Here is a 15,029-nt window from a genome sequence, read left to right as displayed (position 1 = left end):
GGATCCGCCACGGCGCGGACATCCTCCCGGGGCCCTGCGGGACCGTCCGCCTCGTGGCGCGCTCTTCCCCCGACGCCCCCCATGGACCTCCCGGTCGTGCGGTTTCCGGGCCGCCTCACGCGCTGTCGCCCGCACGGCCCGCTTCACGGGCGTCGGTGGACCGGCCGGAGGCGTTCCCCCGGCGATACGGCCCGGTGGGCACGGGGAGGGCCGTGGTCGGTCGATGACTCCACGGGATCGGTCGGCCCTGGCGCAGCCCGCCCGGCCGGGGCGTTGGTGCCGGCGCCGCCGCGGGCCCCGGCGTGCCCGCACTCCCCGGTGGTGGCGGTGGGTGTGGTGGCGCCGCGGAGAACGGGAGCCACCCGGGAGGGGCCGCGAAAGGGTGGGGCCGCAGGCCGGATGTCGCCGGGGAACGCCGCGAGGGGCCCGGACGGCTTCGCGTCCGGGCCCCTCGGGCGGTGCCTCGGCGGGTCAGCCGCCCTTCTTCTGGCCGCCCTGGCCGTTCTGGGCGGCCTGCCCGGCCTCCAGGAAGTGCTCGCGCACCAGGAACGCGTGCCGGGAGAAGTCCGTGAACACCCCGTCCACGCCCAGCTCGAAGAACAGCTCGTACTCCGCGGCGAACGAGCCGTAGTCGCCCGCGTCGCCGTCCGAGCGCAGCGCCGGGGGCAGGAAGTGGTTCTCGCTGCGGAACGTGTACGGGTGCACCAGCAGCCCCGCCTCGTGCGCGTCGTCCACCAGCGAGGTCGGCTCGGTGAAGTCCCCGTCCTCGCCGACCGGCGCGATCAGCGCCTTGGCCGGTCCGATCGCGTGCGCGAACGCCGCCACCTCGGCCAGCCCGTCCGGAGTGGTGTAGTGCCGCCAGTGCTCCTCGGTGCCCATCAGGAACACCAGCGGCAGCTCCGTCTCGGCGAGCTTGCGCAGGCTCTCGGCCTCGAACGACTGGAGGAACACCGGCACCCGCGGCTCCGGCCCGGTCAGCCCGGCCTCCTTGAGCGCCGCGATCAGCGGCGGCTCCAGGTCCAGGCCCTGGGACACGTGGTAGGAGGGGTGCTTGGTCTCGGGGTAGATCCCGATCGGCCGCTTCAGCTCCGCGGTGAGGGAGAGGGCCAGGTCGATGACCTCCTCCAGGGTCGGGATCCCGTAGGTCCCGTCCATCAGCGCGTTCATCGTGCGCACGTCCTGGAGGCGCTCCCTGGCGCGCAGCGTCTTGATCTCCTCCAGGGTGAAGTCCTGGGCGAAGAACCCGGTGACCTCCCGGCCGTCGATGGTCCGGGTGGTGCGCCGGTCGGCGAACTCCGGGCGGTCGGCGACGTCGGTGGTCTCGCCGATCTCGGCCTCGTGCCGGCAGATCAGCCGGCCGTCCCGGGTCGCGACCAGGTCCATCTCGATGAAGTCGCCGCCGTGCCGGGCGCCCAGCTCGTAGGAGGCCAGCGTGTGCTCGGGCCGGTGCCCCGACGCACCCCGGTGGGAGATGATCTTGATGGGGGAATCCAACTTGTTCCTGCGCACAGTCGACCCGTCCTGGAAGTCCGGAAAAGGAGAAAAAGAGGAGGTCGGCCCGCGGGAAACGGACCGACCTCCATTCTGCCCCTTCGCGCGACCGGGGCGCGGCCGGGCGCGGGACGGTGCCCGGGGGCCTCAGGAGAGCCGCGTGAGCACGTGGTCGATGCACTCGGTCAGGGCCTGCACATCGGCGGGCTCGACCGCGGGGAACGTCGCGACGCGCAGCTGGTTGCGGCCCAGCTTGCGGTACGGCTCGGTGTCCACGACGCCGTTGGCGCGCAGCACCTTGGCGACGGCGGCGGCGTCCACGTCGTCGCTGAAGTCGATCGTCGCCACGACCTGGGAGCGCTTGGCCGGGTCGGTGACGAACGGCGTCGCGACCGCGGACTTCTCGGCCCAGGTGTACAGGATCGAGGAGGACTCGGCGGTGCGCGCCACCGACCAGTCCAGGCCGCCCTGCCCGTTGATCCACTCCAGCTGCTCGGCCAGGAGCAGCAGGGTGGCCACGGCCGGGGTGTTGTAGGTCTGGTCCTTGCGGGAGTTGTCGACGGCGGTGGTGAGCGAGAAGAACTCGGGGATGTACCGGCCGCTCGCCGCGATCTCCTCGACCCGGGCCAGCGCCCTGGGCGACATGACGGCCAGCCACAGGCCGCCGTCGGCCGCGAAGCTCTTCTGCGGGGCGAAGTAGTAGACGTCCGTCTGGGAGATGTCGACCGGCAGGCCGCCGGCGCCGCTGGTGGCGTCGACCAGCACCAGGGCGTCCTCGTCGGCCCCGGCCACCCGCGCGATGGGCGCGGCCACACCGGTGGAGGTCTCGTTGTGGGTGAGGGCGTAGACGTCCACCCCGGCCTCGGCGACGGCCTCGCCGTGGGTCCCGGGGTCGGTGGCGATCACGGTCGGCTCGGCCAGCCACGGGGCGCCCTTGGCGACCTTCGCGAACTTGCTCGAGAACTCGCCGAACGACAGGTGCTGGGACTTCTCGCGCAGCAGGCCGTGGGCGGCGATGTCCCAGAAGGCGGTGGTGCCGCCGTTGCCGAGGACGACCTCGTACCCCTCGGGCAGGGAGAACAGGTCGGAGATCCCGGCGCGCACCCGAGAGACCAGGGACTTCACGGGCTTCTGCCGGTGCGAGGTCCCCAGGTAGCGGGAGCCGGAGGAGGCCAGCGCCTCCAGCTGGGCCGGGCGGACTTTGGAGGGGCCGCTGCCGAATCGGCCGTCGGAGGGCAGGAGGTTCGCGGGAATCTGAATCTCGGTCACGGTCCCCAGAGTAGTGGCGGGGGCGGTGACGCGGCCGGTCAGGGGTGTTATTCGCGCACGTGAAAATACGTGAGAAGGGATCGGCGCGTCACAATCCCTGGCGGTTCCCGTCGGCGCGGCCGGTATGGGCCAGTGGCAATCGGGTCTGAAAGCGTGGAATACGGGCACCCTTTGTTGTCTAATGAGGGCGCTTCGGGGGGAGCAGCCGCCAGAGACCACGACCATGACGAGGTGCCCGCGCGTGTCCGAGACGACCGGATCCCCGGCTTCCCCCGCGGCCCCCGAACACACCGCGGCCGCGGACGGGGACGGGGCGCGCCGCCTGCTCGCCGTCTTCGACGCCCTGCGCGAGCGCCCCGACCGGGGGTACGCCGGGCGGCTGGCCCGGATGGAGCGGCGGGCCGCCCGCCGCCGCAGGGTCCGCGCGCATAGCGACGTGCAGCGCGGCGACCTCGCCGAACCCCCGCCCGCCCTCGACCTCGTCCTGGACGACGCCGCCGACCGCGGCGCCCTGCTGGACGCCCTCGTCGAACGCTGCGGCAACCAGCCGCCGCTGCGGCTGCCCGTCCCGGGCGCGCCCGCTCCTCCGGATGCGGGGGACCCCGAGCCCTGGGCCACCACCGACGAGCTCTACGACCTCGTGGAGCGGCTCCTCGACGCCGCGGACCAGGGGTTCCCCGAACCGGAGGGGTCCCGCACAGCGCCGCCGCCGCCCCGGTTCGCCCGCCTGCGCTCCCTGCTCCGGCTGCGCGCCTGCGACCGCGCCTCCATCCACGAGGGCATGAGCGGCAGCATCACCGGGCGCGGCGATCTCGAACTGGACACCGACCGCCGCACCCAGATCCACGTGGTGGCCGCCCTGGGCCGGCTGCGCTCGGCCTCCCGCCGCGAGGGCCGCAGGCGGTCCGTCCCGCGCTGGCTCGCCGCCTACCTGCGCATAGCCCGGGAGAGCGCCATCCGGCTCGCCGGGCTGAGCACCCGCATCACCTTCGGCCGCCTCGACGCCGTGCTGCTCACCCCGGTCTCCTTCATCATGGGCGTGCTCGGCGCCTTCGCCCCGCCCCTGCTGGGCGCCTTCGGCCTGGCCACCGCCCTGGGCGGGCTGGGGCCGGACACCCTGTTCGGCCAGACCCTCCAGGGTGTGAACAACTGGATCGCCGGATCCGCCGCGGTCCTGCTGCTCATCGTCTACGGCTCCCTGGCGCCCTTCCTCGTCCTGCCCTGGCGCGCCTACCGGTGGCTCGACGAGCACGCCGACTACGAGGAGAAGACGGGCCTGCGCGGGCACCGCGACCGCGGCATCCACGTCCTCAACCTCCTCAAGGGCGAGGCCGACCGGGAGGGCCGCCTGCACCAGACCGAGGCCGCCGACCCGGAGGCGGCCCCCGCCCCCGCGCCCGCGGAGACACGCCTGTGGTGGGAGCTGCTGCTGCGGCTGCCCGCGCGGGAGCCGCAGCAGCCCCCGGCCGCCGCCACCGCTCCGCACCCGGTGTCCCCCGAGGCGCCGCGCGAGTACGAGCCGCTGCCCGCCGTCCACCGGCTGGCCGTCAACGCCCTGCTGGACGACCTCGCCGAGACCCACGGCGGCGTCCACCGGCCGCTGCGGCCGCGGCGCGGCCGGGTGTTGCGCCCCGTCCTCCTGATCGACCAGGACCGCCTCGACCGGGTCGGCCGCTACCTCGTCCGCCTCATCGAGGACGAGCGGGTGCGCCGCACCCTGCCCGACCCCCTGCTCATCGTCCAGGTCCGCGGTCCCGGCACCGCCTCCCTGGTCTCCCCGGCGGTCGACGCGGCCCGCTACCCCTCGCTGCCGGGCACCGAGACCACCGTCCGCCAGGAGGAGGTGTCCCTGTGGCGGCGCGCCCGCCACGCCGCCGGTGTCCTGGGCGTCACCCGCACCCTGCGGCTCGCCGTCCCCGGGGTGCCCGCCGACCCCACCGCCGGCACCCCCGCCGACCGGACGGTGCCCACGGCCGCGGCCCTCGCCCGGCGCTGGACCGGGGGGACCTCCCTGTCCCTGGTACTCGCCCTCTCCCTGGCCTGGGGGCTCGGACCCACCGCCATGGCCCCCTTCAACCCGTGCGTCCAGAACTGGCTGTGGGAGCCGGTCGGCATCGAGCAGGACGGCAAGGACTGCTACGGCGTCACCTTCGGCGGCTTCGTCTTCCACGAGCGGCTGAAGGAGGTCACCGAGCTCATCCGCGACCAGAACGCGGCCGTGGACGCCGCCGGGCGCGGCACCCCCCACGTCACCGTCGCCTACTTCGGCGCGCTCAGCACCACCTCCGCCTCCGACCTCACCCTGGCCGGGGTCCAGGGGGAGCTGCTCGGGATCGCCCACCGGCAGGCCGAGCACAACGAGTCCGCCGACGCCTCCCTGCCCCGCATCAAGATCCTGCTGGTCAGCACCGGCCAGGGCTGGTCGCACGCCGCCGACGCCGCGCGCATGGTCGTCGAGCGGTCCGAGCGCACCCGCGACCGGATGGACCGGCCGATCGCCGCCCTCGGGTTCGGACAGAGCCTCCAGGGGACCACCGAGGCGATCCGGGTGCTGGGCGCCGCGCGCATCCCGATGATCGGCACCACCGCGACCTTCGACGACATCGCCCTGGAGGCGTCGGGCAAGTACGGCCAGTACTTCTTCCCGCTGGCCCCGGCCAACTCCCGTATCGCCGAGCAGGCCGCCTCCTGGGCCTACGAGGGGGTCGCATGGGACGGGGCGGGCCTGGCCGAGGGGGAGGACCCCCCGGCCCTGGGGCCGGCGCGCACCGCCGTGGCGATCGCCGACAACCAGAGCGGGGAGAGCTACGGGCCCCACCTGGCGGTGCGGTTCATGTCCGCCTTCCGCGCCCTGGGCGGGCGGCCCTGGCAGGACCCCGAGGGCGGCCTCCCGCCCGCGGTGGGCCTGGCCGACGGCTCCAGCGCGGTCGTCCCCGGCGTGCTGCCCTACCGGCAGGGGGAGGTGTCGCAGGCCGACCACCTGGCACGGGTGTGCGCCCAGGACCCGCCCGACCTCATCTACTTCGCGGGTCGCTCCACCGACTTCGCCGACTTCCACCGCCTCCTCCAGGAGGAGGGGATGTGCGTGGAGGCCGGGATCGACGTGCTGGGCGGCGACGACATCGCCAAGTTCGTCACCGACCACGCCGAGACCATCGGCCGGGCCGACGGGTACCCCGTCTTCTACACGCCGCTGGCCGCCAGCGGCGCCTGGGGGCGCTACACCGAGGGCAGCGAGCGCTCGTTCTACGCCGAGGCCGAGGCCCTGGCGGAGGAGGTCTACGACGACCGGGACGAGGAGGAGGCCGAGGCCGGCGCCGACGCCGCGGACGGGGGTCTGCCCTCGATGGCCCACGCCGCCGTCGCGGCCGACGCCGTCACCGTGTTCTCCCGGGCGCTGCGCGGCGTCGACCACCCGGTGCCCGGCGGCGACGGGCCGCCGTTCCTGGGCGACGACGCGGCCTACGACGCCGAGCGCGACGCCCTCGTGGAGCGCATCCAGAACACGGCGGGGCTGTCCGCCGTCTCGGGGCACATCGCGTTCGGCGAGCCCGCCCGGGGCAACTGGTACGACGCGCGGATGGTGCAGCTCGTGGTCGTGGGTCCGCGCGGCACGGACGACTCCCGCCAGCACGTGGTGGCGGCCTGCGGGCGGATCAGCCCGTCCACGGTCGACCCCGGCCCCCACTGCGTGTGACGCGCACGTCGCCGCGGCCGGGTGGCGCGGGCGGGCCCCGGCGAGAGAAGATGCCCCCTGTGGACCGCACAGACCCCGCCGAGCTGCGCAAACCCTACCTGGGGGCGCCCCTGCGCCGCGCCGACCTCGCCGAGCACCCCATGACCCAGTTCCACCTGTGGTTCGAGGAGGCCCACGAGTCGGGCCTGGCCGAGCCCAACGCGATGGTGTTGGCCTCCGTGGAGCCCGACGGCATGCCCCGGGCCCGTACGGTGCTGATGAAGGGCTACGACCGCAGGGGCCTGCGCTTCTTCACCAACTACACCTCGCGCAAGGGCGTCGCCCTGGAGGCCGACCCCCGGGCGAGCGTCGTCTTCCCCTGGCACCCCATCCGCCGCCAAGTCCTCGTCGCGGGCCGGGTGGAGCGCCTGGGCGACGCCGAGAACGACCGCTACTTCGCGTCCCGCCCGCGCGGCTCCCGCCTGGGCGCCTGGGCCAGCGAGCGCCAGTCCCAGCCGGTCGCCGACCGCGAGGAGCTGGACCGCCTCTACCGCGAGTTCGAGACGGTCTGGCCGGGCGACACCGAGATCCCCCGCCCCGCCTACTGGGGCGGCTTCCGCCTGGTCCCGCGGGAGGTCGAGTTCTGGCAGGGCGGCGCCGACCGCATGCACGACCGCTTCCGCTACCTGCGCACCGGCGACGACACCTGGGACATCGACCGCCTCGCCCCCTGACCCGGACCGGAAAAGCGCTTCCGGGACGTCGCCGCCCCCGGATAGCCTGCCGCGTCGGCACCGGCACGGAGCGGGGGAGCACATGGACATCGGGGCCTACCTGGAGCGGATCGGCCACACCGGGCCGGTCCGGGCGGACGCGGCCACCCTGGCCGCGGTGCACCGGGCGCAGCTGGGCGCCGTGCCCTACGAGAACCTCGACATCCAGGCGGGGCTGGTCCCCTCGCTGCACCCGGACGACCTGTTCGACAAGATCGTCCGCCGCCGGCGCGGCGGCTACTGCTACGAGCTCAACTCCCTGCTGGCCCTGGTGTTGGAGGACATCGGCCTCGAGGTGACCCGGGTGCGCGGCGCCGTCGGCCCGCGCGACGCCGAGCCGCCCGAGTGGGCCAACCACCTGGCCCTGCTCGTGCGCGCGGACGGGCGCCTGTGGGTGGTGGACGCGGGGCTCGGCGACGGCTTCCTCGAACCGCTGCCGCTGGAGCCGGGCCGGTACCGGCAGGGGCCGTTCACGTACACCGTCGAACCCGGGGGCGACGGGACCACCTGGTGGATCGGCCACCACGGGAGGGCCGCGGTGCCCGGCTACCTGCTGGACACCGAGCCGCGGCCGGCCGCCTACTTCGAGCCGTACCACCGGGCCAAGGCGACCTCGCCCGAGTCCGTGTTCGTGCGCACCCTCGTCGCCCAGCGCCCGTTCCCGGACGGCTCCCTCACCCTGCGCGGCAACGCCCTGACCGAACTGGCGCCGGTGGGGAAGAACACGGTCCTGCTCCCCGACGCCGCGGCGCTCGCCGAGGTCCTGTCCGAGCGGTTCGGCCTGGCCCTGGACGGGACCGACACCGCGGCGCTGTTCGCGAAGGCGAGCGCGCAGACCGCGGAGCACCTGGCCCGGGGCTGACGCGGAACCGGGCCCTACGGCCGGGTCCGTACGGAATTTCGGGTCCTTGCCGTCACGATATGCTTGCGGTATTCGGTGGTCGCTCCCGCGGTCGCGCGGACACCCCGGTCCCCACTCGGCTCCCGGGAATCGCATCGCCCCGACCTGTGTTGTGAGAGACCCGCCGTGCCCGCCGTGACCGTGCGCCGGGCGCAGAGTCATGGGAGGGGAGTCTTGACCGCACACGGGCTGATCGACACCACGGAGATGTACCTCCGGACGGTATTCGAGCTCGAGGAGGAGGGCATCGTCCCCCTCCGGGCACGGATCGCCGAGCGCCTGCACCAGAGCGGCCCCACCGTCAGCCAGACCGTGGCCCGCATGGAGCGCGACGGCCTGCTGCGGGTCGAGAACGACCGGCACCTGGTCATGACCGCCGAGGGCCGCAGGCTGGCCACCCACGTCATGCGCAAGCACCGGCTCGCCGAGCGGCTGCTGGTCGACGTCATCGGACTGCCCTGGGAGGACGTCCACATCGAGGCCTGCCGCTGGGAGCACGTCATCTCCGAGGCCGTGGAGGAGCGCCTGGTGACGCTGCTCAACGCGCCCTCGGTGTGCCCCCACGGCAACCCGATCCCGGCGCTGGACGAGCTGGGCCTGGACGACTACTCGCCCGAGCCCTTCACCGACGAGTCCATCGTGCCGATGGTCGACGTCGCCTCGGGGCCCGAGACCACCGTCACCGTCCGCCGGATCAGCGAGCAGATCCAGTCCGACGCCGACGTCATGCGCACCCTGCGCGAGGCGGGGGTGCAGCCCGAGCGCGAGGTCGTGCTGCGCGCCACCGACGACGGGGTACGGGTGCTCGCCGAGGACGGCGGGGGCACCGACCTCACGTCGGCGATCGCCGGGCACATCTTCGTCGCCAAGCCGTGACGACGGGGACCCGTTGCTCATCAGGATTGTCACATTGCGCTGCGAGAACGTTGACGGTGTTGCTACGCTCGCTGCAAGGTGCGGTCGTTCGGGTGATCCGGGGCGGGCATGCTTGCAGTTCATGACGGCGAGGTGGCGGCTAGATGACACGGTGGGGTGAGCCCTTCCGCGAAGGCGACGCGCTCGCCACGGCCGCCGTCGTGGACCGCGCGCAGATCGCCATCGTCGTCATCGACCGGTTCAGCCTGCTGCGCTACTGGAACCCCTTCGCACGCGAGCTCTTCGGCTTCGTCGGCGGCCGCGACTACGTCGGGCTCTCCCTGCTGGACATCGGCATCCACGAGTCCGACCGCGAGCACGCCTCCCAGCTGGCCCGCCGCGTCCTGCGCGGCGAGCCCTGGGAGGGCACGTTCGCGGTCCTCAAGGGCGACTCCACCTGGATCCACGTCCGCGCCCAGGCCGTGCCGATGCGCAACGAGGACGGCGAGATCGACGGCATCACGCTCATCGCCCGCGAGGCGCTGCGCAGCGGCCGGGTCGAGGAGCAGTACGGCCTGCTGGAGCGGATCGGCAGCCGGCTGGCCGGCTCCCTGGAGTTCGACTCCACCGTGCGCGGGGTCGCGGGCATCCTGGTGCCCCAGTTCGCCGACCACTGCTTCATCGACCTCTACGAGCAGGACCGGCTGGTCAGACGGGTCTCGGTGCACGCCGAGGGGTGGACGCCGCCGCCCCACACCTGGTTCGACGTCGGGGACGAGGTCCGCTACCCCGAACGCCACTTCGTGACCCAGGCGCTGCGCCGGCTGGAGACGGTCGTCAGCAGCGACTACCTCTTCGAGAACTCCCCCAGCAGCCGCTCCGACATGGTCTCCCGGCAGGTCGGCGTCACCTCCGCGATCGCCGCCCCGCTGCGCGCCCGCGGCGAGGTCCTGGGAGTGCTCACCCTGGCCCTGTCCGGACTGTCCCCGCGCCAGAAGAACACCTACGGCGGCTTCGACCGCGACCTCGTGGGCGCCATCGCCTCCCGCGTCGCGCTGGCCATCGACAACGCCCGCCTCTTCGAGGAGGAGCGCACCACCGCCCTGGCCTTCCAGAACAGCCTGCTGCCCAGCGACTTCCCGCCCCAGGACGGGCTCACCATCGCCTCCCGCTACCTGCCCGCCGGGCCCACACAGGCGTACGGCCACGGCATCCAGACACAGGTGGGCGGCGACTTCTACGACGTCATCCCGCTCTCGGCCGGCCGGGTGGGCCTGGTCATCGGCGACGTCGAGGGCCGCGGCCCGCACGCCGCCGCCGTCATGGGGCAGCTGCGCGCCGCCCTGCGGGCCTTCGCCCAGGCCGACCGCGAACCCGCCGACATCCTGCGCGAGCTCGACGAGTGGGTGCGCCGCCTGGGCCGCCCGGTCGACGGCGGCACCTGGATCCCCAGCGTCAGCTGCCTGTACATGGTCTACGACGCCTGGTCGCGCGAGCTCTCCTACGCCAACGCCGGGCACGCGCCCCCGCTGCTGATCACCTCCGAGTCCGTCGAGGCCCTGGAGCTGGAGGTCAACGACCGCATGCTCGGCACCCGGGCCAAGGCCGGCGCGGGCGAGGACGTCGTCTACCACCAGGCGGAGCTGCGGCTGCCCACCGGCGCCACGCTGCTGCTGTACACCGACGGCCTGGTCGACCGGACCCCCGTCGGCGGCGCCCGGGACCCCGAGCGGGCGTTCCGCAGGCTCACCGATCGGGTCTCCGAGGTCGCGGACAAGGACGTGGAGCAGATCGCCGAGGCCGCGGTGCACAGCGTTCCGGGCGAGCTGGACGACGACACCGCGCTGCTGGTCGTGCGCACCGACTCCGACGAACTGGCGCTGCGCGAGGGCTGGTTCCCCTCCGAGGCCTCCACCGTGGGCGAGGCCCGCCACCTGGCGGCCAACACCTTCAAGGAGTGGGGGATGGACCGGGACCAGTCGGAGCTGGCCTGCCTGCTGGTCTCGGAGATCGTCACCAACGTCGTCATCCACGCCACCCCGCACCCGGTGCACCGCGAGTTCACCGACACCGGGGTGCGCGACTCCGAGACGCCGTTCGACGGCACTCCCGCCTTCGACGAGTTCGACGAGGACTGGAGCGACCTGCTGGACGAGGTCGCCGAGGCCGACGAGGCGGACGCCCAGGACGACGACAAGGAGTTCCTGCTCCGCCTGCGCAAGGGCGCCTCCCGGGTGTGGGTGGAGGTCTTCGACCACGACCTGCGCCTGCCGCGCATCCGCAGCGCCGCCGCGGACGACGAGGGCGGCCGGGGCCTGTACCTGGTGGAGCAGCTGGCGACCCGCTGGGGATCGCGGCCGACCCCGGACGGCAAGGCGGTCTGGTTCGAGATGCCCATGCACGCGCCGGTGGAGGACGGGGACGCCGAACCCCTCGCCTGACCCCCGGACGGGTGACCGGTCGGACGCTCTGCGTTCCGTGACGCAAAAGACCTGGATTCACCCCCGGTGAGGTAGGTAATTTGTACGGCATTCCCCGTCCCCCTCCCCGCGGAGTGAGCCGATGACCTCCCGCCACCTGCCCGCGCTCGGCGCCGTCGCCGCCGGTGCCGTCCTGCTGGCCACCGCCTGCACCCCGGCCGACGAGGCCGACCCCGGATCCGGCGGTGGGGCCGCCGTCGAGTGCACCCCCGACGGCCTGCCCACCCTCACCGAGGGAGTGCTCACCATCGGCACCGACAGCCCCGCCTACCCGCCGTGGTTCGTGGACGACGACCCCTCCAACGGGGAGGGCTTCGAGTCGGCCGTCGCCTACGCGGTCGCCCTGGAACTGGGCTACAGCGCCGAGGACGTCGCCTGGACGACGGTGGCGTTCAACAGCGCCATCCAGCCCGGCCCCAAGGAATTCGACTTCGACATCAACCAGTTCTCGATCACCGAGGAGCGGGCGCGGGCCGTCGACTTCTCCAGCCCCTACTACGACGTCCGCCAGGTCGTCGTGGCGCTGGCCGACTCCGAGGCCGCCGAGGCGGAGTCCACCGACGACCTGGCCGGCCTGGCCATCGGCGCTCAGGTCGGCACCACCAGCTACGACACCCTGGTGGAGACCGTGGACCCGCGGACCGAGCCGCTGGTCTACAACAACAACGACGACGCCAAACAGGCGCTGGAGAACGGCCAGGTGGACGCGGTCGTCTTCGACCTGCCCACGGCGTTCTACATCACCTCCGCCGAACTGGAGGACGCCGTCATCGTCGGGCAGCTGCCCCGCACCGAGGAGGCCGCCGAGCAGTTCGGCCTGGTGCTGGACCTGGACTCGCCGCTGACCGACTGCGTCAGCGGGGCCCTGGACTCCCTGCGCGAGCGCGGGGTCCTGGCCGAGCTGGAGCAGGAGTGGCTGGCCGAGGCCGCGGACGCCCCCGAGCTGGCCTGACGTGGCGGCACACGTCCCCGTGCACGTTCCCAGTGCCCTGGAAGCGGAGAGGGCCGCGCTGCGCCGCCGCCAGAGCGTTCGCTCGGTGCTGGTCGGCGCGGTCTCCACCGCAGTGCTGGGCGCCGTCCTGGTGACCGTCGTGGTCGGCTCTCCCGGCTGGGAGAGGGTGCGCGACACGTTCTTCGACCCCGAGGTGGCGGCGGAGGCCCTGCCCGCGGTGCTCACCGGGCTGTGGCTCAACGTGCGGCTGCTGGTGTTCTGCGCCCTGGGCGCGCTGGCCGTCGGCCTGCTGGCCGCGGTGCTGCGCACCCTGCGGGGGCCGGTGTTCTTCCCGCTGCGGGCCCTGGCGACCGCCTACACCTACGGCTTCCGCGGCGCCCCGCTGATCATCGTGCTGTACCTGATGGCGTTCGGGGTGCCCGGGCTGCGGCTGGAGAACACCCCGAGCGTGCTGGTGCTCGGCGGGATCGCGCTGGTGGTCACCTACGGCGCCTACATCGCCGAGGTGTTCCGCGCCGGGATCGAGTCGGTGCACCCCAGCCAGATCGCGGCGGCCCGGTCCCTGGGCCTGACCTACACGCAGGCGATGCGCTGGGTGGTGCTGCCCCAGGCGGTGCGGCGGGTGTCGCCGCCGCTGCTCAACGACATGGTGGCGCTCCAGAAGGACGTGGGCCTGATCTCGCTGGCCGGGCCCATCGACGCGATCCGCGCCGCGCAGATCGCCACCGCGCAGACCTACAACTTCACGCCGTACATCGTCGCCGGGGTGCTGTTCGTGCTCATGGCGGTCCCGCTGGTGGCGGTCACCGACCAGGTGACGCTGCGGGCGGCGCGGCGCCAGTCCGCGGAGGGGGCCCGGTGAGCGAACTGGACCGGACGGCCAGGATCGAGGGACCCGCCCCGGTGCTGCGCATGCGCGGGGTGCGCAAGGAGTTCCGCGGCGACACCGTGCTGGACGGGCTGGACCTGGACGTGCCCGAACACGCCGTGGTGGTGCTCATCGGCGCCTCCGGCTCGGGCAAGTCCACCCTGCTGCGCTGCGCCAACCTGCTGGAGCCCGTCACCGACGGGACCATCCACCTGGACGGCGAGCACATCACCGACCCGCGGGTGGACGCGGACCGGGTGCGCCGCCGGATCGGCATGGTGTTCCAGTCGTTCAACCTGTTCCCGCACATGACCGTGCTGGACAACGTCACCCTGGCCCCGCGCCGGGTGCACCGGCGCGAGCGCCGGGAGGCCGAGGAGAAGGCGCGGGAGCTGCTGGACCGGGTGGGCCTGGCCGACAAGGCGGGGGAGTACCCCGACCGGCTCTCCGGCGGCCAGCAGCAGCGGGCGGCGATCGTGCGGGCACTGGTCAACGGGCCGCGGCTGCTCCTGCTGGACGAGATCACCAGCGCCCTGGACCCCGAGCTGGTGGGGGAGGTGCTGGACCTGGTGCGGGGGCTGCGCGAGGACGGCATGACCATGCTGCTGGCCACCCACGAGATGGGGTTCGCCCGCCAGGTCGCCGACACGGTGTGCTTCCTGGAGGGCGGGCGCGTCCTGGAGCAGGGGCCGCCCGAGCAGGTGCTGGGCGACCCGCGCGAGCCGCGCACGCGGCGGTTCCTCCAGCGGATCATCGACTCCGGCCGCCTGTGAACGTTCCCCGCGCCGAACGCGCGGGGAACACTCCGCCCCGGTTCCGAACACCCGGAGAACTCCGCGTTGCCCCCGTTGCGCGGGGAGCGCCGGCCCTGGTGTCATCGACTCCGACCGGCACGGCCCGCGCCCCGCGTGCTCACCCAGGGTGACCGCGTGACCCCCGTGCGGCGTTCCGGTCGTCGGCACGCCCCCTGTGCCGGACACCGAGAGGAGACCCCCTTGCCGCAACGCGCACCCTCCCGCATGGCGCGCCGGGCCCTGGCCCTGGCCGCCGCACTCGTCCTCGTCACCCCCGGTATCGCCCTGGCCGCGCCCCCGGCGGCGCTGCCCGCCGCCCACACCGCGGAGGAGGGCCGGTGGCAGCCGGCCTTCGACTACGACACCGACGGCTGCTACCCGACCCCCGCCATCGGCCCGGACGGCACCCTCAACGGCGGCCTGAACACCACCGGCGCCCTCAACGGGAACTGCCGCGACCGGTCCGACCTGGACAACACCAACTCCTACTCCCGGTCCAAGTGCGATCCCAGCGGCTGGTGCGCGTACATGTACGCGCTGTACTTCGAGAAGGACCAGGTGCTGCCGGGCTGCTGCGGCCACCGGCACGACCTGGAGCACGTCGTGGTGTGGGTGTTCGGCGGCCAGGCCCGCTACGTGTCCGCGTCGGCCCACGGCGACTACGACACCCGCCCGGCCGACCGCGTGCTCTGGGAGGGCACCCACCCCAAGATCGTCTACCACAAGGACGGCGCGTCCACCCACGCCTTCCGGTTCGCCGCCGGGCACGACGACCCGCCGGAGAACCACTACGGCGTCTGGCAGTACCCGGACCTGGTCGGCTGGGACCACTTCCCGCCCGGCATCCGCGACATCCTGGCCTCCGCCGACTTCGGCAGCGCCCAGCTCGACCTGAGGGACGGCTCGTTCCCGGGCGCGCTGGCCAGGGCCGAACCCGCGGGCATCGACTTCGACCCCTGGGGGTAGCGGG

11 protein-coding genes are annotated in these 15,029 nt (G+C 73.6%); 9 read left to right on the top strand and 2 right to left on the bottom strand.

Annotation, left to right across the window (positions count from 1 at the left end):
• Window positions 1-471: 471 nt before the first annotated feature.
• Together ABZ249_RS17740 and serC are read right to left on the bottom strand one after the other, a co-directional pair.
• Window positions 472-1,509, bottom strand: coding sequence for a glycerophosphodiester phosphodiesterase family protein (locus tag ABZ249_RS17740; protein ID WP_355263757.1), 1,038 nt, complete (start codon window positions 1,507-1,509; stop codon window positions 472-474).
• A 129-nt stretch (window positions 1,510-1,638) separates the two neighbouring features.
• Window positions 1,639-2,760, bottom strand: coding sequence for a phosphoserine transaminase (serC, locus tag ABZ249_RS17735; protein ID WP_355263754.1), 1,122 nt, complete (start codon window positions 2,758-2,760; stop codon window positions 1,639-1,641).
• Window positions 2,761-3,001: 241 nt separating this feature from the next.
• On the opposite strand from serC, the gene ABZ249_RS17730 reads away from it, so the two are divergent.
• The 9 genes from ABZ249_RS17730 (at window position 3,002) to ABZ249_RS17690 (ending at window position 15,025) form a co-directional block, all read left to right on the top strand.
• Window positions 3,002-6,457, top strand: coding sequence for a hypothetical protein (locus ABZ249_RS17730; RefSeq protein WP_355263751.1), 3,456 nt, complete (start codon window positions 3,002-3,004; stop codon window positions 6,455-6,457).
• 59 nt (window positions 6,458-6,516) lie between these two features.
• On the top strand, window positions 6,517-7,170 hold the full coding sequence (gene pdxH, locus ABZ249_RS17725) for a pyridoxamine 5'-phosphate oxidase (RefSeq protein ID WP_355263748.1): 654 nt from the start codon (window positions 6,517-6,519) through the stop codon (window positions 7,168-7,170).
• A gap of 82 nt (window positions 7,171-7,252) precedes the next feature.
• Entirely contained in the window at window positions 7,253-8,071 is an 819-nt protein-coding gene (locus tag ABZ249_RS17720) for an arylamine N-acetyltransferase (protein WP_355263745.1), read from the top strand.
• Between the two features lie 213 nt (window positions 8,072-8,284).
• Window positions 8,285-8,986: a metal-dependent transcriptional regulator gene (locus tag ABZ249_RS17715; protein ID WP_355263742.1), complete on the top strand. Its 702-nt coding sequence runs from the start codon at window positions 8,285-8,287 to the stop codon at window positions 8,984-8,986.
• Between the two features lie 143 nt (window positions 8,987-9,129).
• On the top strand, window positions 9,130-11,406 hold the full coding sequence (locus ABZ249_RS17710) for a SpoIIE family protein phosphatase (protein WP_355263739.1): 2,277 nt from the start codon (window positions 9,130-9,132) through the stop codon (window positions 11,404-11,406).
• 121 nt (window positions 11,407-11,527) lie between these two features.
• Window positions 11,528-12,397, top strand: a complete 870-nt coding sequence (locus ABZ249_RS17705; RefSeq protein ID WP_355263736.1) for an ABC transporter substrate-binding protein — start codon at window positions 11,528-11,530, stop codon at window positions 12,395-12,397.
• A gap of 19 nt (window positions 12,398-12,416) precedes the next feature.
• A complete protein-coding gene (locus ABZ249_RS17700) occupies window positions 12,417-13,259 on the top strand; it encodes an amino acid ABC transporter permease (protein ID WP_355263733.1) in 843 nt (280 codons plus the stop codon).
• The gene (locus ABZ249_RS17695; protein WP_355263730.1) at window positions 13,256-14,038 is read left to right on the top strand and encodes an amino acid ABC transporter ATP-binding protein; all 783 of its coding nucleotides are present in this window, start codon (window positions 13,256-13,258) and stop codon (window positions 14,036-14,038) included. Before ABZ249_RS17700 ends, ABZ249_RS17695 begins: the two co-directional genes overlap by 4 nt.
• Before the next feature lie 222 nt (window positions 14,039-14,260).
• Window positions 14,261-15,025: an NPP1 family protein gene (locus tag ABZ249_RS17690; protein WP_355263727.1), complete on the top strand. Its 765-nt coding sequence runs from the start codon at window positions 14,261-14,263 to the stop codon at window positions 15,023-15,025.
• Window positions 15,026-15,029 lie beyond the last annotated feature (4 nt).

The organism is Nocardiopsis sp. NPDC006139 (assembly GCF_040614155.1).
In the GTDB taxonomy this organism is placed as follows: Bacteria; Actinomycetota; Actinomycetes; order Streptosporangiales; family Streptosporangiaceae; genus Nocardiopsis; species Nocardiopsis changdeensis.
Note: the sequence above shows the minus strand (reverse complement) of the source record. Positions and strands in the feature narration are given on the sequence as shown.